This window comes from Meiothermus sp. Pnk-1 (genome assembly GCF_003226535.1).
Classification (GTDB): Bacteria; Deinococcota; Deinococci; order Deinococcales; family Thermaceae; genus Allomeiothermus.
Map to the genome: position 1 here is coordinate 46,506 of NZ_QKOB01000004.1, position 20,778 is coordinate 67,283.

The 20,778-nt window shown below is 62.9% G+C and carries 29 protein-coding genes; 24 read left to right on the forward strand and 5 right to left on the reverse strand.

Annotated elements, in window-relative coordinates; translation table 11 throughout:
- Positions 1-3 precede the first annotated feature (3 nt).
- From DNA98_RS07360 to DNA98_RS17660, 3 genes are read left to right on the forward strand one after another with little or no spacing between them, the layout of a single operon-like run.
- Entirely contained in the window at positions 4-1,398 is a 1,395-nt protein-coding gene (locus tag DNA98_RS07360; RefSeq protein ID WP_110528492.1) for a hypothetical protein, read from the forward strand.
- Entirely contained in the window at positions 1,395-1,547 is a 153-nt protein-coding gene (locus DNA98_RS17895) for a hypothetical protein (RefSeq protein WP_013012832.1), read from the forward strand. Before DNA98_RS07360 ends, DNA98_RS17895 begins: the two co-directional genes overlap by 4 nt.
- The gene (locus DNA98_RS17660) at positions 1,520-1,702 is read left to right on the forward strand and encodes a hypothetical protein (protein ID WP_157413562.1); all 183 of its coding nucleotides are present in this window, start codon (positions 1,520-1,522) and stop codon (positions 1,700-1,702) included. The genes DNA98_RS17895 and DNA98_RS17660 overlap by 28 nt, the downstream gene beginning before the upstream one ends.
- Positions 1,703-1,748: 46 nt before the next feature.
- On the opposite strand, the gene DNA98_RS07365 is transcribed toward DNA98_RS17660, so the two are convergent.
- Positions 1,749-2,219 carry a hypothetical protein gene (locus DNA98_RS07365; protein WP_110528495.1) on the reverse strand — a complete coding sequence of 157 codons (471 nt, stop codon included), beginning with the start codon at positions 2,217-2,219 and terminating at the stop codon, positions 1,749-1,751.
- 158 nt (positions 2,220-2,377) lie between these two features.
- Here DNA98_RS07365 and DNA98_RS07370 point away from each other — a divergent pair, with 158 nt between their 5' ends.
- A complete protein-coding gene (locus tag DNA98_RS07370) occupies positions 2,378-3,811 on the forward strand; it encodes a VWA domain-containing protein (RefSeq protein ID WP_233493147.1) in 1,434 nt (477 codons plus the stop codon).
- A gap of 351 nt (positions 3,812-4,162) precedes the next feature.
- Positions 4,163-4,882 (forward strand): sigma-70 domain-containing protein, encoded by a 720-nt coding sequence (locus DNA98_RS07375; protein ID WP_013012835.1) that lies wholly within the window; start codon positions 4,163-4,165, stop codon positions 4,880-4,882.
- 66 nt (positions 4,883-4,948) lie between these two features.
- On the opposite strand, the gene DNA98_RS07380 is transcribed toward DNA98_RS07375, so the two are convergent.
- Positions 4,949-5,209 carry a hypothetical protein gene (locus DNA98_RS07380; protein WP_013012836.1) on the reverse strand — a complete coding sequence of 87 codons (261 nt, stop codon included), beginning with the start codon at positions 5,207-5,209 and terminating at the stop codon, positions 4,949-4,951.
- 148 nt (positions 5,210-5,357) lie between these two features.
- Between DNA98_RS07380 and DNA98_RS07385 the strand changes: the two genes are divergently transcribed.
- On the forward strand, positions 5,358-5,573 hold the full coding sequence (locus DNA98_RS07385) for a hypothetical protein (protein ID WP_110528498.1): 216 nt from the start codon (positions 5,358-5,360) through the stop codon (positions 5,571-5,573).
- Positions 5,574-5,646: 73 nt separating this feature from the next.
- Here DNA98_RS07385 and DNA98_RS07390 read toward each other — a convergent pair whose 3' ends face one another.
- The 3 genes from DNA98_RS07390 to DNA98_RS07400 are packed head-to-tail and all read right to left on the reverse strand — an operon-like array spanning position 5,647 to position 6,808.
- Positions 5,647-6,147, reverse strand: coding sequence for an RES family NAD+ phosphorylase (locus DNA98_RS07390; RefSeq protein WP_110528500.1), 501 nt, complete (start codon positions 6,145-6,147; stop codon positions 5,647-5,649).
- Complete coding sequence (locus tag DNA98_RS07395; RefSeq protein WP_013012839.1) at positions 6,144-6,551, reverse strand: antitoxin Xre/MbcA/ParS toxin-binding domain-containing protein; 408 nt, start codon at positions 6,549-6,551, stop codon at positions 6,144-6,146. The genes DNA98_RS07390 and DNA98_RS07395 overlap by 4 nt, the downstream gene beginning before the upstream one ends.
- A 23-nt stretch (positions 6,552-6,574) precedes the next feature.
- Positions 6,575-6,808: a hypothetical protein gene (locus DNA98_RS07400; RefSeq protein ID WP_110528503.1), complete on the reverse strand. Its 234-nt coding sequence runs from the start codon at positions 6,806-6,808 to the stop codon at positions 6,575-6,577.
- A 283-nt stretch (positions 6,809-7,091) separates the two neighbouring features.
- Between DNA98_RS07400 and DNA98_RS18495 the strand changes: the two genes are divergently transcribed.
- From DNA98_RS18495 to DNA98_RS07490, 18 genes are all read left to right on the forward strand, one after another.
- Positions 7,092-7,328, forward strand: a complete 237-nt coding sequence (locus DNA98_RS18495) for an RRXRR domain-containing protein (RefSeq protein WP_081439936.1) — start codon at positions 7,092-7,094, stop codon at positions 7,326-7,328.
- Positions 7,232-8,632: an FAD-dependent oxidoreductase gene (locus DNA98_RS07410; RefSeq protein WP_013012841.1), complete on the forward strand. Its 1,401-nt coding sequence runs from the start codon at positions 7,232-7,234 to the stop codon at positions 8,630-8,632. Before DNA98_RS18495 ends, DNA98_RS07410 begins: the two co-directional genes overlap by 97 nt.
- A complete protein-coding gene (locus DNA98_RS07415) occupies positions 8,629-9,090 on the forward strand; it encodes a hypothetical protein (RefSeq protein ID WP_013157068.1) in 462 nt (153 codons plus the stop codon). The genes DNA98_RS07410 and DNA98_RS07415 overlap by 4 nt, the downstream gene beginning before the upstream one ends.
- A gap of 46 nt (positions 9,091-9,136) precedes the next feature.
- The gene (locus tag DNA98_RS07420) at positions 9,137-9,793 is read left to right on the forward strand and encodes a DUF6423 family protein (RefSeq protein ID WP_013012843.1); all 657 of its coding nucleotides are present in this window, start codon (positions 9,137-9,139) and stop codon (positions 9,791-9,793) included.
- Positions 9,794-9,856: 63 nt separating this feature from the next.
- Positions 9,857-10,843 (forward strand): ATP-binding cassette domain-containing protein, encoded by a 987-nt coding sequence (locus DNA98_RS07425; protein ID WP_013012844.1) that lies wholly within the window; start codon positions 9,857-9,859, stop codon positions 10,841-10,843.
- A 2-nt stretch (positions 10,844-10,845) separates the two neighbouring features.
- Entirely contained in the window at positions 10,846-11,637 is a 792-nt protein-coding gene (locus tag DNA98_RS07430) for an ABC-2 family transporter protein (protein ID WP_013012845.1), read from the forward strand.
- Positions 11,638-12,435 carry an ABC transporter permease gene (locus DNA98_RS07435; RefSeq protein WP_013012846.1) on the forward strand — a complete coding sequence of 266 codons (798 nt, stop codon included), beginning with the start codon at positions 11,638-11,640 and terminating at the stop codon, positions 12,433-12,435.
- Positions 12,436-12,470: 35 nt separating this feature from the next.
- Positions 12,471-13,445, forward strand: a complete 975-nt coding sequence (locus tag DNA98_RS07440) for an aldo/keto reductase (RefSeq protein ID WP_013012847.1) — start codon at positions 12,471-12,473, stop codon at positions 13,443-13,445.
- A 33-nt stretch (positions 13,446-13,478) separates the two neighbouring features.
- Positions 13,479-14,306: a kanamycin nucleotidyltransferase C-terminal domain-containing protein gene (locus DNA98_RS07445; RefSeq protein ID WP_013012848.1), complete on the forward strand. Its 828-nt coding sequence runs from the start codon at positions 13,479-13,481 to the stop codon at positions 14,304-14,306.
- 18 nt (positions 14,307-14,324) lie between these two features.
- Positions 14,325-14,819: a hypothetical protein gene (locus DNA98_RS07450; protein ID WP_013012849.1), complete on the forward strand. Its 495-nt coding sequence runs from the start codon at positions 14,325-14,327 to the stop codon at positions 14,817-14,819.
- Between the two features lie 294 nt (positions 14,820-15,113).
- Positions 15,114-16,070: a cytochrome P450 gene (locus tag DNA98_RS07455; RefSeq protein WP_015586367.1), complete on the forward strand. Its 957-nt coding sequence runs from the start codon at positions 15,114-15,116 to the stop codon at positions 16,068-16,070.
- A 125-nt stretch (positions 16,071-16,195) separates the two neighbouring features.
- Positions 16,196-16,621, forward strand: a complete 426-nt coding sequence (locus DNA98_RS07460; protein ID WP_015586368.1) for an IS5 family transposase — start codon at positions 16,196-16,198, stop codon at positions 16,619-16,621.
- A gap of 217 nt (positions 16,622-16,838) precedes the next feature.
- A complete protein-coding gene (locus DNA98_RS07465) occupies positions 16,839-17,249 on the forward strand; it encodes an IS5/IS1182 family transposase (protein WP_018465403.1) in 411 nt (136 codons plus the stop codon).
- Positions 17,250-17,301: 52 nt separating this feature from the next.
- Positions 17,302-17,439, forward strand: coding sequence for a hypothetical protein (locus DNA98_RS17765; RefSeq protein WP_156941926.1), 138 nt, complete (start codon positions 17,302-17,304; stop codon positions 17,437-17,439).
- A 148-nt stretch (positions 17,440-17,587) separates the two neighbouring features.
- Positions 17,588-18,403 (forward strand): transposase, encoded by an 816-nt coding sequence (locus DNA98_RS07470; protein WP_015586370.1) that lies wholly within the window; start codon positions 17,588-17,590, stop codon positions 18,401-18,403.
- 318 nt (positions 18,404-18,721) lie between these two features.
- The gene (locus tag DNA98_RS07480) at positions 18,722-19,249 is read left to right on the forward strand and encodes a hypothetical protein (RefSeq protein ID WP_013012852.1); all 528 of its coding nucleotides are present in this window, start codon (positions 18,722-18,724) and stop codon (positions 19,247-19,249) included.
- A gap of 37 nt (positions 19,250-19,286) precedes the next feature.
- Complete coding sequence (locus tag DNA98_RS07485; RefSeq protein ID WP_110528506.1) at positions 19,287-19,508, forward strand: hypothetical protein; 222 nt, start codon at positions 19,287-19,289, stop codon at positions 19,506-19,508.
- Positions 19,509-19,603: 95 nt separating this feature from the next.
- Positions 19,604-20,773 (forward strand): hypothetical protein, encoded by a 1,170-nt coding sequence (locus tag DNA98_RS07490; RefSeq protein ID WP_110528509.1) that lies wholly within the window; start codon positions 19,604-19,606, stop codon positions 20,771-20,773.
- Positions 20,774-20,778: the final 5 nt, after the last annotated feature.

Below are 20,778 nucleotides of genomic sequence, written 5' to 3' on the forward strand. Positions count from 1 at the left end.
AAAATGTCCAGTGAGGATAAGGAAAACGACGTGCAGGCGAGAGAAAAGGTCGCTGAACCCCCTCAATCGGACAGGGTGGAGGGACAGGAGGTACACCCCCCGGACACCCCCCCTGTCCTGTCCGTGGACACCCCTGAAGGACAGGTCGGACAGGGCAGGGACACCCCGGATGGACACCCTGGGACACCCAGGGTGGACAGGGTGGGACACCCCCCGGACACCCTGAAGGACACCCCCCCTGTCCCGGCAGAGAGGGTAGGGACACCCCCCGGACAGCCTGGTGCGGACACCCCGGACACCCCCCTGTCCGGCAAGACCCGGACCCGCTGGAAGGAGGCGTACCGGAAGGTGTTTGGGGAGGTGGATGGCCTCTTCGAGGCGCGGGTGCGCCGGGCGATGGGCTTGATGGAGCGGGGTGAGGCCAGGAGCCGGGTGGAGGCGCTGGCTGCTTCGCGGAGCGAACACCTTGAAGCGGTGCGTCCCTGGAACCCGGACCACGAGTTCGACCCCCTGGTCCTGGGGCCGGGCGGCAGGCCGGTAGAGGCGGGGCGCATCCTGCCCCCGTCACCGGACGAGGAAGGGGAGCCAGGGGGCAAGACTGCCCCCATGAGCGAGGGGGAGGCACAGCCGGACAGGCCTGTTTCCTCGAACCGCAATCGGGCGAAGTGGCACGAGGCCTACCGGACGGTGTTCGGGGAGGAGCCGGACGGCCCGCTGGCCGAGGCCCGCATCCGGGCGGCCATGAACTTCTACGACCCCGGACGCTCGGTCGGACGGCGGAAGGCCCTCGAGGCCGTCCGGGCGTCCGAAGAGGAAGCCGCCGGTCGGACGAGGGAGCTCACGGAGGTCCTGGGGCCGGACGATCCCCTGGTGGGACGGGGTTCACGCCCCGTACACCGGACGGACGAACCGGACGAGGAACCGGAGTTGGGTGGGACCGCGTACCTCCCCCTGCCGAGCGGGGTGGCGCTGATGAAGATCGGACGCCTCGAGGCCGAGGTCGAGGAGCTTCGCCGGGCAGTGGCCCGGCTGGAGGCGGGCCTGCACCGCACCGAGACCCGGCTGGGGGGGATGGCCCCAGGGCTTCGGGCGTTGCGGGAGGCCGCCCGGGAGGCCCGCGACCTGGCCCTGAAGGTGAGCCATAGGGTAGACACCCTCGCGCCTGCTTCCTCTTCCGAGGAGAAGTCCGCGCCTCCGGGCAAGAAGGAGATACGGGAGCTCCGGGCACGGATGGACGAGGAGCGCGGGCGGATACTGCTGGAGGTGGAGAACCGGCTGGAGGAGGCCGAGGAGCTCATGCGGCGCTCGACGGAGAGCCGCATCGCGGCGCTGGAGTCGTGGGTGCGGCGGGTGAGCCGGTATCTTGGAATGGGTAAGAAAGGAGGACTGTTCAGATGACCCTCGAGCACGTCGCTTTAGTCTGGCAGAACGGGGTGGGCTTCGGCTTCAAGGCCGGGGTGGGGGTGGGAATTGCGGTGGGTCTGCTGCTGGCCTGGCTGTGGCTGGCCTGGCTGTGGCGGTGGGTGCGTTCGCAGGCCGGGCGCTGAACGACGCGGGCCTCCTCGGGGACAGGGATGCCCAGCCAGACCTTGGGGTGGACGAACTGAGCCCCGGGCACGGCCAGCCGGGTGGTGAAGGAGGGGTGGACCCAGGCAAGCCCCTCGAGCAGTTCCCCGAAGCCAGCCTGGATGGGGCTCACTGACCACCCCGGGTGACAGACGCCTTTCCTCCCGCCCGCCGTAGGAGTGTCAACGCGGCTTGAACCTCACTCGGGTGAAGCCTAGAGTCTCGCTGTCGAAGGAGTAGCCCCGGCTCAGGTCAGCCTCCGGCTGGCTAGGATCAGCGAACGTCATCAGATCAATCAACGGCTCTAAAGTTCGGTCTAGCAAGACCGTCAAGCCCAGCCACTCCTCCCGCGCTCGCTCGAAGGCTGCACGATCGAGCAGGAGTTGCTCGAGTTCCATCACCCCTGCCCGCAGTCGGACCAGGTCCTTTAGGTAGCGCAGGTAGGCCTCATCCATGGGTTCCACTGGTCGAGCGGCAAGACCCAACAGCAGGGCATTGACTTGTCCGTTCAGCTCCGAGACAGCCTGGGTTACTGCGGCCGCGAGCTCGAGGCCTCCTGGGCCAGGCTCCCGAGCCAGACGGCTCAGCGCTTCGGCTGCCTCGAGTAGGCTCCCCCGCAGCAACTCTAGATCAGGATCAGACATGGGCTGCATGTTGCCAGTATAGACCTGGGACCTTTGCATACCGCCCAGCAGGTCATCCAAACATCCTTGGTCTAGTTCTTACTGTTAGACTTAAGTCCATGAACAAGGTTCGTTTTTTGTTAGCGTTAACTGCATTGCTATCAGCTTGTTCTGTCAGTCCCAGCAAGGTGAATCTTGGTCAGGAACGACCCGACCCTGATGCTGTCACTGTTCAGTTCGATCCCATAGGAGGTACGGCTGGGGGTGTAAGCGCACAGGGGATCGACATCAGCCTATGCGTCTTCACCCTGAATTATCCGCACCAGTCGGGGTACAATCCTACCGAAGTCAAAGCCGATGCCATCGGTCGATGCCCGCCCAGCAGTGAGCCCTTCCTCCTCACAGCGTTCCTGGAGCTAGAACGCAACCAGGGCGGGGTCTGGACCAAGGTTGCCACCGGCCCCCGGGTCCGTAAGGAGGTGGGAGCGGCAGGTGCGACCTGGAGGCAGTACGAGCTGGTCGTTGTGGCCACTTGCCGTGACGGAGTCTACCGAAGCAAGCTCAACATCGAGGCGGTCAACCCTGATGGCGGGGTGATCGCGATTCCGCTAGCACGGCGGTACTCCAACGAGCGCAATGTTCAGTGCAGACCCCGCGCAGTATCGTTGGTGGTCGATGATACCGGCTCAATGGGCAGCGTCATCGGAGCGGTCAAGGCTTCCCTCGCCGGGTATATAAATAGCATCCCTGAGGACGAGTACACCCTGTGGAACCTGATCACCTTCAAAGACGACGTCAGGGTCCTGGGCACCACCACCGACCGCAACGCCATCCTTGGTTGGGTAAATGGCCTCTACGCCTGGGGTGGCGATGACTGTCCCGAGAACGTGCTAGGCGGAATCAGCTCGGGGATCTTGGCCCTTTGGCCTTATGTGGACCACACTCGAGATCTGGTGGTAATCACCGACGCCTCAGCCCAGCCCGGCGACGTGAGCGGGATCCTCGCGGTGGCCAAGCTCAACAATGTCCGGGTGAACGTGCTGCTCTCAGGGGATTGTGGTCTCCCGCCCGCTTCGGTATCCAGCCGGGCAGGCATTGGCGTTCAGAGCGTGAGCACAACGGCGCTTTCTAGCCAGGTCGTGCTCAAGCGCATCGCCGAGGAAACCGGGGGCAAGTACTTCTACCTCCCCGGCGGAAGCCAGTCCGATTTCGAGTATGCCCTGGGTGAAATCTTCAACAACATCCGGGACACCGACCCTTCCACGGTAGACCGTGAGCCCCCCAGTGTTACCGTGAGCGTTACCCCATCTACCCTCTGGCCACCCAACCACAAGCTGGTCGAGGTCAAGCCTGCTGTAAGTGCCAGCGACAACCTCGACCCTACCCCAAGGGTGGAGCTGGTCGGGGTGAAGGTAAGCGAGCCCGACGACGGCCAGGGCGACGGGAACACCGCTGATGACGTGCAGATCACCACTAACGGCCGGATCTTCGTGCGGGCCGAGCGCAGCGCCCAGGGCAACCGCCGCGTCTACACAGTCACGTACCGGGCCACCGACGCCAGCGGGAACACTGGCTACGGCTCGGCCGACGTGGTGGTACCCCATGACCGCTCCGGAAAGTAGGCTACTGAAGGTTCGCAACGCCGGGCGGGTCCGCCCGGCGTTGCCGGCTGCGGAGAACTCGACGCTTCTCCAAGGGCCAGGGCGCCCGTATGAGGATGCGCCTGCCGTCGTATATCTGTTGGCGGTAGACGTCGGACCCTGCGTAAGCGCGCTGACCGGAACGGAGGTATGCGGGCCTTAAAAACACGACCGCGGCCATACATAACACCTAGACACCTAACCCCCCTTGCGGGGGGCTTCGGTGCAGGAAGTAAAACCATCAGCACTCGGCTGTGGCAGCCTTCGCAGGCGTCCTCAGTATGTCACTTCTTATTGCCGTTATCAAGTATTATATTCCCAGGAGGTAAAGCCATGTACGACAGCATCCGGCTGATGGTCGGCGGCCTCGGGCTTTTGTCGCGGGAGATGGTCATGCGGAACTACATCGCTTACAAGCACGGGGATGGCCAGGCTTTCGAGGCCCTGGTGGCGCACTACGGCTACCTGGCGTTCGAGAAGGCTTTCCGGCTGTTCCACCGCCTCGGCGACGAGGCCCGTGACCTGGCCCAGGAGCTTTTGTGTGAAGTGGTGGAGGTGCTCTCGAAACCGCTTCCCTCCGGCTCCAAGAACCTCACCTTCTGGGTGAACGTGGCCCTCGACCGCAAGGTCCGGGAGCGGCTGACCCAGGACGGCGTGGGCACGTACCGCGAGAACCGGCTTCTCAAGAAGCTGGTGGCGGTGCGGCTGGAGCTGGAAGGGGAAAAGGGACGCGCCCCCACCCACCCCGAGCTGGCGCAGGCCCTCGGGGTCGATGAGGAGACCCTCGAGCGCCTTCTCGCTGTGGAGGAGGCAAACCGCATTCTCAGCCTATCGGCTCCACACCCGGAGACCGGCACACGGCTGGAGGAGATGGTTGCGTCAACCGAAGAGGAAGACGTGCTCGAGGAGCTTGAGGAAGCCCTGGAGAAAGCCCGACTGGGGCTGAAGGCTGAGGAACTCTCTACCCTCGACCGCTTCCTGGCGGGAGAGGAAGTCTCCCAGGCCAATCTGGACGCCCTGGCGGCGACGCTCAAGGCCCGCATGGTCGCATAGCAGGCAAGCCTTTTTGCCTTCCGAGGATCATCCCTGTCCTTGGAAGGTTCTTTTTTGGGCCGGTGGCTAGTTCATCGGGCCGCGCTCGCGGAAGTAAGCCCCGTTGCTGTCCCATACCGGCACCAGACGCCCGTTGAGACACCCCTCGAGGAACTCGAGCATCCGTGGGGCAGTCTGGCATTCGATAACCACCGTATCGCCTGAAACATCAAGCAGAGGCTCTTCCCCGAGTGACGCAGCCATGTGGCGCAGAAAGCAGGCCAGGTCCTCCGGGTGATCGGTGTCAACGAAGCGAACTCGGGTTCCTTCGTGAATTGCTTTAGGCATAGCTCCATCTTAACGCAAAATGGCCGGGAAAGCCCGGCGCATCTGCGGTCAGGAGGGGAAAAGGCTTCCCCTTCCACTTTTTATGGTACTCGAGGGGGATTGAAGCGGTCAAGATTGAACAATACAATATTGTCGTCAGGAGGTAAAAATGGAAAAGGTTTTTGTCTGTCCAGATCTGCGCACCGGCGAGAAGCTTGCGGAGTTGCTCTACCTGGGCTTCAAAGCAGGTGGACTCGTCGAATGGGAAGGAGACCAGGGTTGGCTCAAGCCCGCCTATAGGATCACTTTCCGCAGTGAAGCCCTTCAACGGGGTTTTGTGGAGTTTGTGAGGGCTCTCTTCCCTTCGGTCGTCATCCTCGACTAACCCTTCCGTCCTTCTTTGCCTTCCGAGGATAATCCTTTTCCTTGGGAGGTTCTTTTTTTGCACAGAGTGTACCCTAGCGCAGCAGGCGCGGATCGAGGAAGAGCGGCTGGGGTTCGCCGGTGCGCACCTCCCTCATCGCGGGGTGGCGGGGGTTGAGCAGCAGGTTGAACTCCACCGGCACCACCGCCGAGGGAACCCGCAGGGCCAGCGAGCGCAGGCTCAGGGCCCACTCGCTGCCCAGCCTCTGGGTGGACTCGGGGTAGGGCTCGGGCAACTGCCGCCAGTCGGGGGGCAGTTCGCTCAGCTCCTCGACGTGGGGATCGGGGATCTCCACCTCGATGGCCACGAACGCGGCCAGGTGAGCCCGGTCGTCCACGTGAACCAGCACCTCCAGGATGCCGGTGGAGAGGTGTTCGGCCAGGTACACCACCGGGACGATCCCCTTCGGGACGCTCTGCGAGCGTACACCCAGGGGGACCCCGAGGCGGTTCCAGCGTCCGGGGCTCTTAGCTGCCCCTTCCCCGGTGAAGGCGGCGTGGGCGTAGCTGCGGGAGGTGATCCGCCAGGCCCTCACGTCACCAGGCCGTCCTCCAGGCGGCCCAGGAGGTGCTCCACCGCCTGGAAGCCAGGTTCGGTGTCCAGGTACGCGAGGGGGCTCGAGCCGTGCAGGAACACCTTGGGGCTGTTCATCCAGGAGGCCGCCAGCTGGGGCGAGCCGAAGAGCTCCTCGGCACGGCGCAGCAGGTAGATCACCCGGTACAGGCGGTTGGACTGCTCCCGGTTCAGGCGTCCCAGGCCCTTGTAGCGGTGGACGCTGCTGCGGGGGATGCCGGCGGCTTCCAGCACGTCGTGCTGGCTGAGGCCGTAGTGCCGGGCCACCTCGGTGATGAGTTCGACCGGCAACCCCTCCCGGACGCTCGCCACGTCAGTGGGTGAGCCGTCGAAGCGGAGGGGGAGCACTGTTCCCATATGGGACATTATGGCGTTCCACCTTGAACAAGTCAACGCTCCAGCCCCAACCTCCTCGCCGCCCGCAGGGTGCGGGGGGCCTGGGAGAGATCGGCCTCGAGGTAGTCCCGCCCCCGGCGGAAGCGGGCGTCTTCCCCGTAGCGCTTCGCCAGCACCCGGAAGTAGTCCGCGCTGAAGTGCAGGAAGGCGGTGGCCGCCCCCCCATCGAAAGACAACCAACCCGTAAGTCCTGACTGCGCGGCGCACAGGCAGGTCGTAGACCCCATGGCTGAAGCCAGGGGCTTGGAGCCCGTCTATGACGAGGCCAAGCGATGGAGCCCATGGACAAGGCGCTGATGTCGCTACGTTGCGAACAGGTTCAAGACCCACTCCGGGGTGCTTCCCCAGCCCCGGACCCTGGCAGTCCCGGTTGCAGACAAGCTTTGGGGTGTGCGCGAAACGGATCGGGACGTGCACCGGTTCGCAACATGGCCGAGGGGAGCGGTACGGGAGCGTCCGCCCATATCCGTCACCAGCCCCGTAAGGGGTCCCGAAAGGGAAGGAGAAAACATGGTTTTCGTGCTGGACAAAAGAAAAAAGCCGCTCATGCCTTGCAGCGAGAAGCGTGCTCGGTTCCTGCTCACCCGAGGCCGGGCGTTTGTAGTTCTACCTATATTGTTAAGAGTCCCGAGTCATCTAAATTCGAGGCTATGCTGGAAGTTAACCGCCGATGCAACAGCATCGAAGAGCTCAGGCATGACCCTGAGCTTCTTGATAGTCCAGTCGGTCGTGTTTTTCCGGGCGTGAATCATTCACTCCGGGCGGTTCGCCCCGACCTACCCCCAACTTCAGCAGATATCGTGATTATTGGAGGCGGGATTATTGGCAGCGGCATAGCCTGCCACCTCTGGCACGTACCCAGCCTGCGGCGCCGGATGATCCTGCTGGAGAAACACTCCTTCCTCGCTGGGCAGTTCTTCCAGGCCATGAACGCCACCGGGCAAAGGGTCATGCGCAGCCCCTACGAGCACCACATCGCCCCGGACGGCGACATGCAGATGCTAGACTTCGCTCGTCTTCACCTCGACCAGTTGACGTCGCTCGAGCGCGAGCAGGTCTGGCTGGGCCTCTCGGGCCAGCGCGCCGTAGTCCCGCTCGACGTGTTCATCGGCCACTCGACCCACATGATCGGGGTACATCAGCTCCGCAAGATCGCCTACCGCGCGCGGGTAATCTCGGTTAGACCTGACCCGGGGCGGGACGGATATCTGATCGCTACCGCCGAGGGGCCGGTCATCCGGGCCAAGACAGTCATCCTGGCAGCGGGCAACCGCGAGGCTGTGTGGCCGCAGGTTTTCTCGGAGGCTGCCCGCCGCTATCCCGCGCAGGTGTGTTCGGTATACGCGAAGCCAGCGCTCAACCCGGGCCAGACGATCGCCGTCGTCGGTAGTGGGCTCAGCGCGGCCCACACCATCCTCCGGGCGCTCGAGGCCGGAGCACGGCCCGTGTGGATCCTACGCCGCGAGGAGCGTTACCGGTGTGCCGATTTCGACACGGCTTATTTCCGAACGGAGGGTATTGCGCGGTTCCGGCGGCTGCCTAGCCTGGCCCGGAAGGTCGGTACGTTGCTGGAGGAATCCCGTGGCAGCATCATGCTGGAGTTCCTGCCGCGGCTGGGCAGCCTAGAAGAAGCGGGCGTCTTACGGGTTCACCGTCATGCCACGGTGTTGGCTGTCCGAGCATCAGCCAGCGGCCGCCTCGAACTCAACCTGTCATCGGGCGCCGATGAGCATGTGGACTTGGTGATTTTGGCGACCGGCCTATCCCCTGACACGCAGCTTCTGCCGGATGAGGTCGAGCTCCTCGCCGATCGTTACCCGGTCCTGGAGGACGGCACGCTTGAGGTCAGCGGCCACCCAGGCCTCTTCGCAGCCGGGCCACTGGCCTCTTTGACGCTTGGTCCCGCCGCCAAGAACGTGGATGGGGCTAGGCTGGCCGCACAAGTGATCATCCCGGCACTCATCGAAAAATTCAGTGGCAGCCGTCCAGCTTCCTTCACGGTTCGGGGGAATTTCGCCGTCAGTTTCCCGCTGAAGGCAGGTGTGCGATGACCCAGCACCGGTCAGGCGCTTACTACCTCCCCGAGGAAGAGTTGGAGCGCGCCATGGTACTCATGCGCTACGGAACGTCCGAGCTCCACGCGGTCTTCGGGCTCTGCCACGTCGCCCAGGATCTGACCGCACAGCTGTGCTGGATCGAACGCGCAAGCCATAGCGAGCGGGCTGCTGAGCTGTTGGAGGATCTGGAGGCAGAGGGGCAGCGCGAGGCCGACAGCCTGATCCAGCTCTTGAAGTCCGCAATCTGTGAGGAATGGGGCTACTGCAGGCGCCGTGTGACGGATGGGCTCGGCGATCCCCGCCGCCTGGTTCAAGAGCTTTCCCGCCTCATTTACAACTACTTATGCTTAGACGAAAAGGGGGTGAGAGCCGTAGATCGATCTTGGGTACTCCTGGCAGCGGTAGTGCTTGCGAGATCAGACTTGGGAAAACTCTGCCGCTGTGCGGGTTGAGAGGAGTTAGGGTCTAGGTTTCCTTGCAGACACGACGGAGGGAAAGATGCTGAGGTCGAAGGACTTGCACATGGCGGCTACCATCGACATGGAGAGCCGCACCATCATGGTCTCAGGGGCGATTGATGTCAACCGGGTCACTATCGTCATGCGGGTGCCGATCCCGGAGCCCGGGGAATACACGCTGGTCAAGGCGGAGACCAACCTGACCGATGAGCCCTGGCTGTGCTGGCAGATCACCCTCGGAGAAGGGGTTTCGCTCCCGCTGCAAAACCCTACGAATCTGCTGCTTTCGCGCCAATTCCGCAAGGCCAAGTACCTGGCGGACCGGGGCGCGATCCTTTTCTGGGATGGCGAGGTCCGTCCGGGCGACGCCATCTTCAAGATGGCGCGGCTGAACATCTCCGGCAACTACATGATCCTGTCGCATAACCGCGGGGGGTTAACCGACGGCATCTTTGACGAAGACGAGGACGAGTCCGACGATACCGGGCTTGAGCAGGACACCCCGCGGATCGACCTGCCCGGGGCCTTGGACCGCTACTACGAGCACATCACGAGGCACGGCTTCGGTGACGATCTGCCCAAGATTGAGGTCGAAACACCGGTAAGGATCGTGCAGCCTGGGGAAATCGACATCCTCTCCTTCACGAACCTCCCCCAAGCCCATTCGGGCGGCATCCGGCCGCGGGAGCGAGCCTGAAGGAGTGCTGGTGCCGTTCAGAGGAGGCCTTATGGCCTCCGCTTTTGTAGGATCAGCCGGCTTATGATTGTCCTGGAGGGGGTTTCCAAACGCTACCGGGTGCTCGAGCCCGGGCGTGGCCTCGGGGGCTTCGTGCGGAGCCTGGTGAAGCCGCGTTACCGGGAAATTACCGCCCTGGACAACATCAGCCTCACCGTCCCGCAGGGGCAGGTGGTCGGCTACATCGGACCCAACGGGGCAGGCAAGTCCACAACCATCAAGATCATCGCGGGGATCGTCCGCCCCTCGGCGGGTCGGGTTGTTGTGGCGGGCCGAGACCCGTTCCGCCAGCGCACCGCCCACCAGCTGGAACTCGGGGTGGTGATGGGCCACCGCACCCGGCTTTTCTGGGACCTGCCGGTGCTGGAGTCGCTCCGCTACCACGCCAAGGTGTATCGCCTCAGCCAGAGTGGATTGGATCAGCGCATCGGTGCCATGGCCCGGCAATTCGGCATCGAGGGGTTGCTCTCGCAGCCGGTACGCCAGCTGAGCCTTGGACAGCGCGTCCGGTGCGACTTGGCCCTCGCCTTCCTCCACCACCCCAGGGTGCTCCTGCTCGATGAGCCTACCATCGGCCTGGACTTCGACAGCAAGGCGTTGCTGCGGTCCGCTATCCGTCAGGTGGCCTCTGATCTACAGACGACCGTCATCCTGACGTCGCACGACTTGGACGATGTTGAAGCCTTGAGCGATCGTATCGTCCTGCTCGACGAGGGCCGAGTCCTCTACGACGGAACCCTCCGACAACTCCGAGCCCAGCACGGCGTACTCCCCGAGCTCCGGCTAAGGCTCGAAGCCGGGGCGGATCAGGTGCGCGCTTGGCTTGAGGGGCTGGGCGGAGTACGGGAGGTCTACACCCACGACGGCTGGGTGTGCGTCGCCCATGAGGGGGGAGGAGCCCCTGCGGCTGTGCTTGCGCGCCTTCTTCCACAAACCCCGGTCAGGGAGATGACCACCCACGAACCCTCGATCGAGGAGGTACTCCGGCGGGTCTACCGGGGAGCAAGGTAGAGATGATCCCTTATACCGCCAACCTCCGTGTCGGATTTCAGCTGGCCCTCGCATACCGTAGAGCGGCCGCGGTCTGGGTCGTCGGAGAGCTGGCGCTCCTGGTGGCATTTTACTTTTTGTGGCGCGCGGTTTTCCTTTCCGTACCCGCAGGGTCATTTGCGGATCGGGACTTCGCTGCTTTCTACTTGTACTTATTGACCGCGCGACTCGCAGCGCGATTCACCGGCGGGCCTGCCTGGGGGTTCTTTGCCCAGCGCGTCCGTGTGGGAACCGTTGTGTACGACTTGGTACAGCCGGTCGAACTGGAGTATGCCCTCCTAGCCCGGTGGTTAGGGCAGAAGGCCGGACAGTTGGTCATGGCGCTGCCGGCCTACGCCACCGCAGCGTTCGTCTCCGGGGCCTGGAGCGCTGGCGAGTGGCGGTTGGGGTGGTTCTTCCTGAGCCTGGTGGTGGGTTTTGCCTGTGCCTACTTTTTCGAGTTCTTGATGAGCCTCTCGGCTTTCTACACTAGCGCGCAGCAGGGGATCAACGAAGCCAAGGCCCTGGTCGTGGCGCTCCTGAGCGGGGCATTTTTCCCCATTGACCTGCTGCCGGATCGCTACGCCCTTCTAGCCAGTCTGCTGCCTTTCCAGGCCTTTATCTACCTTCCTGCGCGCATGCTGCAGCCGTCCATGCCGGAGAGCGAGATCTTCCGCGGACTGGCGGTGCAGCTGTTCTGGCTCCTGGTGCTTGCTGCAAGCTCCCGCTTCCTCCTCGGACGAGTACGCCAGCGGTTCAACGTGCAAGGAGGATAAATGACCCACTACCTCGCCCTCGCGCTGGCCGCCCTGAGGCTGCAATTCGCGACCTGGAAGCAGTACCGGGTGGACTATACCGCTGGCGTGCTCACCGTGCTCCTGGAGCAGGCCCTGACCCTGGTGCTTTTCTCCGTCATCTTCACACACGTGCCGCAAGTCCGCGGCTGGACCTTCCCCGAGATGCTCGTGCTTTACGGGTTGAACCGAATGGCGCTCGGCCTTGCCGACACTCTGGGGGAGAGCCTATGGTGGGTCGGCAGCTACGCCCAGGACGGCAGCCTGCTGCTCTACAAGCTCCGTCCGCTCGGGGTACTCTTCCAGCTCCTCACTGAGCGGATCCACTTCGAGCGGATTTCAGGATGCCTGACCGGGCTGATCCTGGTCCTCCATGGAGCGTCCGCGGCCGGGGTGGAATGGACTGCCGGTAAGGTTGCCACGGTCCTCTTATTTGTTCTCCTGGGCGCGTTCATCTATCTCGGGCTCATGATCCTGGGGGCTGCCGTAGCCATGCGGGTCATCGGCAGTTTGGACGCCATCACGACCTTGTGGAGCTTAACCGAGTTCGCCAAGTACCCGCTTCCCATCTTCGGTCGAACCGGGGCCTTTCTCCTGACGTTCGTCGTCCCGCTGGCGCTGACCGGCTATGTTCCTGCCGCTCTCCTGCTCGACGAGCACACACGCACAGCAGGCACCATCGCCCTTGCCGAGGCTTTGGTCGCTGCCGGCGCGTTCTTCGGCTTGTGCCTGCTGGCGTGGTCGTGGGCCCTCCGCGCTTATGAGGGGACTGGGAACTGAGAGCCAACCTGCGGCGATAGCGGTGGGGGTGCTTAATGGGCATGAGGTATCGCAAGGTCGGTAAGTGGGGCCTTCAGGTCTCCGAGATCGCCCTGGGTGCCTGGGCCAGCTTCGGAGATTGCGTGAAGGATGTGGGCGAGGTCAAGAAGATCGTGTGTCTGGCCTACGAGTCCGGCGTCAACTTCTTCGATAACGCGGACACCTATGCGAACGGATGCGCTGAAGAACTCATGGGCAGCGTGCTCGCCGAGTACCCACGCAGCACCCTCGTCCTCGCCTCGAAGGCGGGATGGCCTGTGTCCGGGTGTCCCAATAGCCAGGGCCTCTCCCGCAAGCACCTGCGCGCCTCTCTGCAGGCCAGCCTTCAAAGGCTACGAACGGATTATCTGGATATCTACTTTGCTCACCGCCACGACCCGGATGTACCCCTCGAGGAGATTGTCACGACCATGAGCGCGTTCGTTGATCAGGGGCTTATCCTCTACTGGGGAACCAGCGAGTGGCCTGTCGCACGGCTGGCGGGTGCATGCGAGTTTGCCAGGGCGAATGGGCTGCATCCACCTATCTGCGAGCAGGTTGACTACTCGATCCTTTACAGGAAGCGGTGGGAAAACACCCTGGCGCCGGAGGCGGAGCCGCTCGGATTGGGCTTGATGGCCACGAGCCCGTTGGCGATGGGGGTGCTCACCGGGAAGTACGACGACGGGATCCCCCCCGGTAGCCGGTTGGCCCGGCATAAGGTGCTGAAGGAAGCTCTGCTGACGCCTCACAACCTCGCTCGTGTGCGGGAATTGGCGGCGGTCGCTGCCGAGCACGGAATGACCCGGGCTCAGCTCGCGCTAGCTTGGGTTTTGCGACGCAAGGAGCTTTCATGCGCCATCGTGGGAGCCACCGGGATAGGGCAGCTTCAGGAAAACCTTGGTGCGGCCGGGGTAGTGCTCGCACCCGAGGCCGTGGCACAGATCGAGCGGATTATAGGTGGCAAAAGCTCAACCGCGAGCACCACTTGACCACCTACTGTCCTTATCGGAGTTGGCGACGGTATGCACGCACGGGACAAACCTCTCCCGATCCTCCGAGCAACTACCCGCCGGGAACGCCTCGAGAGGGCCCGGCACATCGCAGATTGGATCCTGGGCCATTACTCGGACGCGGTTGTGGCCATCGGAATCTATGGGTCCACCGCACGGGGCTCCGACGAGCCCTACTCCGACCTGGAGATGTCGGTCCTCATGCGAAGCTCACCCACCCCCGGCAGGGACGAGCGCTACGTGCAAGGGCTCAAAATCAGCGTCGAATTCCACACCGTGGGGTCGGTCTACCGGCGCCTGCAGCGGGTAGACCTGACCTGGCCCTTGTGCGTAGACCAGTTTGTCTCGGTCTTATCCCTGTACGACCCGGAGGGGCACTGGCCCAAGCTAAAGCTGCTCGTTGATCAGCTGCCGTCCGGATCGTTCGTGCAAGCCATTCGCGAGGGGATCGTGGGGGAATTGTTGGAGAACTTCGCCAAGCTGGAGAATGCCCGAAAACGCGACGACGCCCCTGCAATGCGATGGATCGCCTGGAACCTCGCGTGGGATGTGGCCATGATCTCCGCCCTCATGAACCGGGCATACTTCACCTCTTGGTCGCGCACACCCGACGAGATCCTCCGACTGCCGTCGCTGCTGCCCGCGGTTAAGAGCCTCGTGGAGAAGTTCCGCAACGGCGATCTGCGCAGCGCCAAGGGGCTCCATCGTTGTTGCGAAGCCGCAGTGAGGGGGGTTGTGCAACATGTGGCAACCCTTGGCGTCCACGTCCAAGTCGAACCGTCCCTGGCAGGACCTCCCCGGGAGCAGATCGGGGGAGGTGGGCCCGGATCGAAACGATAAGCGTTGTGGAGGAGGAGGATGGCTAATAAGGACACCCGAACACTCGAGGAAAGGATAGAGGAACTACAGGCGGTGGTGACGAAGCTCTTCGTCCAAATGGATGCCCAGCGTATTGGAGGTCCGGGGAATGCCGGTGCTGCTGATGGCGGCGAGTTGCCGGACTTTGGCCCTTGGATGGACACGACATGTTGCTACGCCAGGGTCATCGCCCTTCGGACCGACCTCCAGGGTCGCTTCCAGTTTGCCACACTTAAACTGCTGCACGACTGCTCTGATGAGCGCCGACCTGCCTGGAGAGAGGGCGCCATCTTCGACCTGCGCAACCCGGCCTGGGAGGCTGAACTGAAGCGAGCCCAGAACTATGACCTGCTGGTTGGTGTAAGGGTTCTTCCGGACGGACGAGTCGTCGGGATCGAACTGGCACGCCCTAACAAGAAACCCCGGGCCTCGACGCCCGGCGTTTCCCAGTTGCGAGCGGAAAGGGCACCAAAAGTGGACAAGGAGGCTCCGTAACTTTAGAAGGTGGTGAAGTCCAGAGCTATGCCCCCAACGGCCCCAGTCCCACCCTTTGACCCCCTGTCGCCGGAGGTCCTTGCCGACCCCTATCCAGCGTACGCGCGCCTGCGTATGTCGGACCCTGTGCACTGGGGGATTCCCCACACGCGCGCCGGAGCGTGGTATGTATTCCGCCACGCCGACATCGCGAGCCTCCTCAGGGATCCGCGGTTGTCGCGACGACGACCGGCTACTGGGAGGGGAGTCCCCTCTGGAAGACCCATTTCCGAGCCATACCGTGGCTTTTTGCGGATGATGGCTCAACAGGTGGGATTTCAGAATACTGTTGGTCACGCTCGTCTGCGGGCGGTGATGGGGCCGCTTTTGTCTCCGCGTGCAGTCGCTGGTGTAGTCCCGCGAGTCGAGTGGGTCGCCCGCAAGCTGCTACAGGACATCGAGGACCAGCATTCCATGGATGTACTCAACGAGTATGCTCTTCCGCTGGTACTCAGGGTGTTGGCGGAATTGCAGGGCGTTCCGGAGAGTTCGTTCGAGGAGTTGCGCGCCTGGATCGGGGTGATCTCCAGTGTGAGCTCTTCCTCTCCCAAGGAAGAGCTTCTAAGAGCCAACCGGGCGGTGGCCGAGTATGGCCAGCTGGTAGAAGGACTCGCGGGGGAGGCTGGGGGGAGCCCCCAGGGAACCGTGCTGGCTGGCATGTTAGCTGCGCGGGAATTAGGACAGGTCAGCCAAACAGAATTCGTCGCGAACCTGCTGGCCTTGCTCGACGCTGGTACCCAGACCACCGCTGACTTCATTACGAACAGCGTGTTGGTACTCTTGAGCCACCAGGACCAGCTCAAGCTTCTCAGGGAGGACCCGCAGTTGCTGGGCTACGCAGTCCAGGAACTCTTGCGCTTCGAAAGCCCAGTGCAGATCGTTGGCCGCTGGGCAACTGAGAGCTTCGTTTTTCAGGGTAAAGGGATCGAGCGGGGCCAAGTCGTGTACCTAGTCCTGGGCTCGGCTAACCGTGATCCCAGCTGGGTGAGCGATCCGGACCGGCTTGACTTAAAAAGGAAGCTGGACCGTACAGCAGCCTTTGGCGGAGGAACCCACTATTGCCTAGGTGCCCCGCTAGCCCGCCTGATAGGGGGAAAAGCTCTAGAGATTCTTCTACAGTGGAAAGGCAGCTTGTCTTTGCAGACCAGCAGGCTTATATGGCGGCCCGCGTTCGGGTTTCGTGGGCTTACTGAGCTGAGGGTATCATGGTAATGGCAGCATGCGTATTTCAGAAGATTCGAGCCACACTTTTCGTCGGAAGCCGAGCCGGTGATTCAGTAACTCACCTTACGCGGCAAAGCTGAGAGACTGTCGTAAAAGTCCGCTATACTTGAAGGGTGGCTTCTACACGGAGATCTTACCCCAGCGACCTGTCGGACGCGGAGTGGGCCATCCTGGAGCCGTTGATCCCCGCCCCCAAGCCCGGTGGCCGACCCGCAAAGGTGCCGAGGAGGGAGATCGTCAGCGCCATACTTTACGTCCTGGAAAACGGCATCAAGTGGCGGGCCATGCCCCATGACTTACCCCACTGGTCTACGGTCTACCACTACTTCCGCAAGTGGCAGAAGGAGGGGGTCTGGGAGCGGGTGGCCCAGGCCCTGGTCCGGTGGGATCGGGAGCGAGAAGGAAGGCAGGCTTGCCCCAGCGCTCTTGTCATGGATAGTCAGTCCGTCAAGACCACGGAAAAAGGGGGCCCCGGGGACACGACGGGGCGAAGAAGGTCAAAGGGAGAAAGCGGCAGAACACGGGGGGCCGTCTCTTGAACGGAAGGGGTGTGGGGCGGCAGTCCCCGACCAGACCGCAGTTCGGTTGGTCGGGGAAGGATAGCCCCGCCAGGACAAAGTCCTGTATACTGTTTTTGTAGGTCGTCCCCGGAACGGGGATGCGCGTAAAGGGAGCCGCAGGCGAGTGTCCTACACACGTTTGAGCCTGTGAGGATGGTCGCGCGAAACTCCAACCAAAGTTGGTTGCGAGTAGTTCATGGCCTTTGTCCACCCGGCCAATGAGCACGACAAGTGGGGTGGGCAGGCGTTGCTTTTGGGGATGGACCTCTCCTTGTGGCCCCGGGTGCGCAAGCTCTTTGTGGACTGGGGCTACCGGGGTTTGCGGGAGGTGGCTAGGGGGCTGGGACTGGAGCTGGAGGTGGTGGCCCGTCCTTACGCGGGGGTGCGGGGGGTCTGGGTGCGGGAGGGGGAGGAGGTGCCGGAGATCCCGCGGGAGGGTGGGTTCAAGCCCCTGCCCAAGCGGTGGGTGGTGGAGCGGACCTTTGCCTGGATGGGGCGAAACCGACGGCTGGGGAAAGATTACGAGTACCCCCCTGAGGTAACGGAAGCCTGGATGTATTTAGGCATGATACGCTTGCTGGTGAAGCGGCTGGCCAGGGCCGCTTAAGCTGGAGGAGGGGACTTTTACAACAGTTTCTGAAATGGCATAGATTGAAAAGGTGAATCCCCAGCCCCTGGATTTGTACACCGATTACTTGTTGAGCAGCTTTGGAGCGGCGACGGCCACAGGATTGTCGCGGATGGTGGATGGAGCCATAAGCCACGACCAGATCACCCGCATGCTGGGGGGAGATTGACAAGGCTCGGTGCAGTTGTGGCGCAAGGTCAAAGCCACGGTGCGAAAGATACAGCGTGAGGAAGGGGTGCTGATTCTGGATGATAGCATTTTGGAGAAACCCTACACGGACGAGAACGATATAGTGGCCTGGCAATAGCAAAGAGCGGATGGTCAAGGGGATCAACTTTGTGAGCCTGTTGTATCACAGCCAGGGGCTGACCTTGCCGGTAGGCTACGTGCTGGTGGAGAAGACGGAAGTCTATGTAGATCAGAAAAGTGGCCAGCGCAAACGCCGCAGCCAGGTGAGCAAGAATGAACACGCCCGCTACCTGCTGCAAACCGCAGTGCATAACCAGATTCCCTTCCAGCACGTGCTCAACGACGTCTGGCTTGCCTCGGCGGCGAACATGCGATTTATCGTGCTGGACATGAAGAAGCACTTTGTGATGCCGCTCAAAAGCAATCGCAAGGTAGCGCCAGGTTATCGGCACCGCCGGTATGCGCTGTGCGCACCCCCTATGAGCCAAGAACAACAGCAAAGGGGTCAATGGACAGGAGTGGAGGGTCTGGACTACCAAGACCCCACCCCCCGGCAGGTATATCTGGAAGGGGTTCCCTTCCCCCTGCTGCGGGTTCGGCAAGTCTTCACCCACGAAGATGGGAGCCAGGGGGTGTTGTATTTGTGTAGCAGCGATACCACCCTGGACTTTGAACGGATGATCGAGCTCTATCAAAAACGATGGGAGATCGAGCGCTTTCATCAATCCATCCGACAAAACGCTGCCCTGGCCAAGTCGCCTACCAAGACCCTGACCACCCAGGCCAACCATTTCTTTGCGGCTATGTGGGCCTTTGTCAAGCTGGAACTCCTCTCCCACCAGACCCAAATCAACTACTTCGCCCTCAAGGCCAAGCTCTATCTGGTTGCCAGTCGGGCTGCTTTTCAGGAACTACAGCAGATCAAAGCTCAACTGACCGCGTAAGGTATACCTTCGTTTGCTACCGCATAGCCCCACCCCAGCCATTCTGAGGAGGACATGACTGCGAACCAGATTGTGGGCTAGGATGAGGAGGTTTATCCGGGCTACGAGGCCCCCGAAGCTCTTGCTCTCTACTTGGCGAAGCCGGAAAGACCTGACCAGGACGCCAAAGCGCACCTCTATCCAGTTTCTCCCCATCCACTCCCTCCACCTAGCGGAACCCCCGGTCCCCCAGGACCGGGCCCAAGCCCGAATCTTCCACCCGGCCCCGGGCCCAGATCTCCCCGGTGTTGCCCGGCAGGACGCCCCAGCGCACGGGGTATGAAAACCTATGCTGGGGTAGGAAGCAGGCGTGCGCCCGAGGATGTGCTAAAGCTGATGGGGAAGATTGCCCGGCGGCTGGCGGAGCGGGGCTGGGCGCTGCGAACGGGTGGGGCAGAAGGGGCTGACCGGGCGTTTGAGCGGGGGGCCCGTGCGGGCGGTGGAGCAGTTGAGGTGTTTCTGCCGTGGCCGGGATACAACGGCTACCGGGAAGGGGCGCTGAAAGCCCCGAGCCCGGAGGCGGTGCGGCTGGCGGCAGCATTGCATCCGGCCTGGGGGCGTCTGTCACCGGCGGTACAGCGGTTGATGGCCCGGAACTCCCACCAGATCTTGGGGCTCGACCTGAACGACCCGGTGGCCTTCGTCCTCTGCTGGACACCGGACGGGGCCGAGTCGGAGCAAGAATGCGGGCCGGAAACTGGTGGCACGGGGCAGGCGATCCGGCTGGCCTCGAGGTGGGGCGTGCCCGTGGTCAACCTCAAAAGAGAGGACGCGTTGGAGAAGATAGCTCGGCTGGTCAAGGGTTGAACCAGGGGGCGGCAGGAGCCGCCCCCCTCCGGTGGGCATGAAAACGCTAGCGATCACCATCGGGGTCTTCAGGAATCAGGTCTATGCCTACCGGCTGCGGCAGGATGAGGAGGGGCGGGTGCGGCTCGAGCTCGGCCTCAAGGGGAGCGAGCGGGTGTGGGAGTGGCGGCCCTGGAAGGAAGGGAACCTGGACGAGATGCGCATTCTCTACCAGACCCTCCAGAGCCACGACCGGGGGCGGTGGCTGAAGACGGAGTAGTGCTACGTGGGAGGGTTCTTGCCCGTGAGTAGCGAGGGGACAAGAACCGTACTGTATTGCCTCTCTGTGGTATCCTATTACCAGGAGGTAAAACCATGATCAGCACGGCTATATGGAGCAGTCGGATTCAGGCGGCTCTGGGGCGTGAGCCTCGGAGCGTACAGGAAGCCCTCGAGGGTTTGAGGGTGGTCCTCAAGGGGGACGGGGTGAGCAAGGAGGAGTTCTTCCAGGCCGCACGTAAGGGGGAGCGCTTCGAGCGTTTCTCGCGTGACGACAGGGTAGCCCTGATCACCTGGGCGGCCCTGAAGGAGGCCCTGAATAAGACCCGCCGCTCACTCGTCCAGGAGACTGCCTCCACCCTGGTCGTTCGCAAGGACGACTCGGTAAAGGAGGAGGTCAGGGGGGTCAAGCCCGTGGGTACGTGGAAAGGCCCGGATCGGGTCTACGACGTATACCTCTGGGACTTGAAGGACACCTTGCGCAAGGGTGTCCAGGTCAGGCACCCCCAGTACGGCAGCGGCTATGTCCAGGCCGTGGAGGGTCACACCACCACAGTCAGATTCGCCTGTGGAACCAAGAAACTCCACACCAGGGCGGTGAGGAGCATGGTCGTGCGCCGCGACTGGGAGGATCGCCGGGTAGCCGACGCGAAGGGCTGGCTCGAGCGCTTCCTGGCTTCCGCTGAGGAAGTCCGGGGGATGAGCCGCCTCGAGCGGGAAGAGGAACTCGCGGGCAACCCGCACTTCTCCGAGGGCCTCGTCTCACGCGAGACGGTGAGCCTGCTGGAGCGGGTAGGGTACCGGGTGGACCCCCATAGCCTGGAGGAACTGGCTTCGCTGGTGGATTCCCTCCCCACCAGGGAAGAGAAGTTCAAGGAGGGCGTCCTGGGGATCGCTATCCTCAGAACCCGTGACGGCAAGACCGTCGGCTTCCGCAAGCCGGGCTTGTGGGAGACGAAAGTCGCTCCCGATGCAGAGCAGGAAAGCTTTGCAACGCTCATCGAAGCGCAGGGGGCCTACGCGGTTCTGGCGGAGATGCTCCAGGAAGAGGGCTGGTCGGTGGGCGAGGTGCGTGGGCACCTGAGCAAGCTGGCCCGGGCTCTTTCATCGGCTGATGCGAAGCGGCTGTTTGGTCTCTTACAGGAAATCGCCGCCCTCCGCCGGTTGAAGGTGGAGTTGCATCGCGCCGGATTTTCCCCCGTTCGGGCCGTCGCTTACCGCGACTCGAGCGGGGAGGTGGTCTACACCGCGCCGGTTTACGGCTAAGGTAA